This window comes from Pseudomonas sp. UMAB-40, assembly GCF_900095275.1.
GTDB classification, from domain to species: Bacteria; Pseudomonadota; Gammaproteobacteria; order Pseudomonadales; family Pseudomonadaceae; genus Aquipseudomonas; species Aquipseudomonas mandelii_B.
This window is the reverse complement of the sequence record NZ_LT607633.1, coordinates 1-323: the sequence shown is the minus strand read 5'-3', so window position 1 is coordinate 323 and position 323 is coordinate 1. Positions and strand designations below refer to the sequence as shown.

At 62.2% G+C, this 323-nt stretch carries 1 protein-coding gene; it reads right to left on the bottom strand.

The features are described 5' to 3' along the window. Positions 1–323 (bottom strand): Ig-like domain-containing protein (locus K0F88_RS32090; RefSeq protein WP_219097882.1); only part of this gene is annotated, 323 nt, incomplete at both ends.

Genomic DNA, 323 nt, shown 5'->3' with positions numbered 1-323 from the left:
CCGGTGCCGGCGTTGCCGGACAGGTCGCTGACCCCGGTGTTGTCCAGGGTAATCAGGTTGGTTGTGTCGTTGATGCTGGCGGTCGGCGTGAACGTCGCGGTCCAGGTGATGCCGCCGTCGCTGCTGCTCACGGCGGTCAACGTACCGTTGGCAAGGGTCAGGTCGGCGTTGGTGAAACCGGTCACTGCCTCGGAGAAAGTGATGGTCACTAACGACGTTTCACCGATTTTCAGCGCATTGTCGGCCACCACGATGGTGGCAGTCGGACGCAGCGTGTCGATCACGTAATTGTTCGAGTTGGTCGTGCCGGTGCCGGCGTTGCC